This window comes from Bacillus sp. AFS001701 (assembly GCF_002559405.1).
Taxonomy (GTDB): Bacteria; Bacillota; Bacilli; order Bacillales; family Bacillaceae_G; genus Gottfriedia.
Genome location: NZ_NTZO01000196.1, coordinates 1 through 1212, shown reverse-complemented (window position 1 = coordinate 1212; position 1212 = coordinate 1). Strand labels below are relative to the sequence as shown.

Here is a 1212-nt window from a genome sequence, read left to right as displayed (position 1 = left end):
TGCGTATATCAAATATACATAAATGCTCTTTTTAGAAATCATATATTCCTCCAAAAATGACTAGGTTCTACTTATTAATTCAACAGTTAATTTAATACACCTTTAAACTACTTAATAAAAAAATAGGAGCCGATGTCGACTCCTTGCCTTTTTACGTAAAGTAACTAACGCATGCTTTAGTTGAACAAGATGTGGTAATTGTTATGTTACCTTTGCATTATTAAATAATTCAGATAGTGAATTAGCAATTAATCTTTTTGCTGATAAAATTTCATCTGGTTGTTCACTTACATCGTGATATATCTGATATACTGGTGGATTTTCGCCTTCATCTAAAGATATATAAATCTGGTCGCCTGTCCCTAAAGTATCATAACCAATGCATAAATAACCTTTATCTAATAAAGCAATACCTGGATATAACTCAGTCGCTTCAGAAATTATCCCTTCTATATTAAGGAATCCCATATCTATGTAATCTTCGTCGTCTTCTGAATCTGTGTATTTTGTTGTAATTTCTAAACCATATATAGGGACATTTCTATAAAACTGTATAAGCCATTCAGGAAGTTTGTTCCTAAAGACTTTATTTAAATCATCAAGTTTTATTAAAGAAAAATTTTCTCCACTTTTCCCTTCACTTTCCGCACTTTCAATTAATTTTTGTATGGAACTCTTAACAATTGGATTCACCATATCACTTCCATTTTAGAACAATTTACCTTGATTACATATAGATTTTATCACGTTCCCTTATGCAACTAAACTGCCATTTACTTGAATAAGAAAATGTAAAGAAGACCACAACAATCGTGATTTTACTGCTTGTATTATAGCGTTGACACAATGATACTAGTAGCACCAACTAAAACACACATTGATCCTCCAAAACGTGTACTCCACTTATAAAAAGAAGATGGTTCTGTTGCACCATCGGATTTCCAACTTTCTGTAACAACCCAAAATGCTTCAGGATTCACAATTAGTAAAAATCCAAATAAAATGAGTAATATTCCTATAAACATATAGAACCCTCCAAAATATTTTGTGATCTTTACACGCTCATTTTCTTACTTTTATAATATTTTTTTACCAATCCAAAGCCCCCCAACCCCTAACTTTACTCTTTAATCATCTATTCTATGTACTTTGCAAAGAGTCCTTTCTTATTGAACTAATCTGCCATTTAGCTCAATAAAAAAATCGACTATA

Annotated in this window: 2 protein-coding genes; both read right to left on the bottom strand. The window is 30.9% G+C overall.

Features of this window, described 5'->3' with window-relative positions:
• Positions 1–201 precede the first annotated feature (201 nt).
• Positions 202–693: an SMI1/KNR4 family protein gene (locus tag CN514_RS13845; protein WP_176525912.1), complete on the bottom strand. Its 492-nt coding sequence runs from the start codon at positions 691–693 to the stop codon at positions 202–204.
• Between the two features lie 137 nt (positions 694–830).
• On the bottom strand, positions 831–1025 hold the full coding sequence (locus tag CN514_RS13840) for a DUF6199 family natural product biosynthesis protein (RefSeq protein WP_098233102.1): 195 nt from the start codon (positions 1023–1025) through the stop codon (positions 831–833).
• Between the last annotated feature and the right edge of the window lie 187 nt (positions 1026–1212).

Bases quoted from the DNA above. Each gene is read 5' to 3' on its own strand.
- CN514_RS13840 (WP_098233102.1), bottom strand. From the start codon at position 1,025: ATGTTTATAGGAATATTACTCATTTTATTTGGATTTTTACTAATTGTG.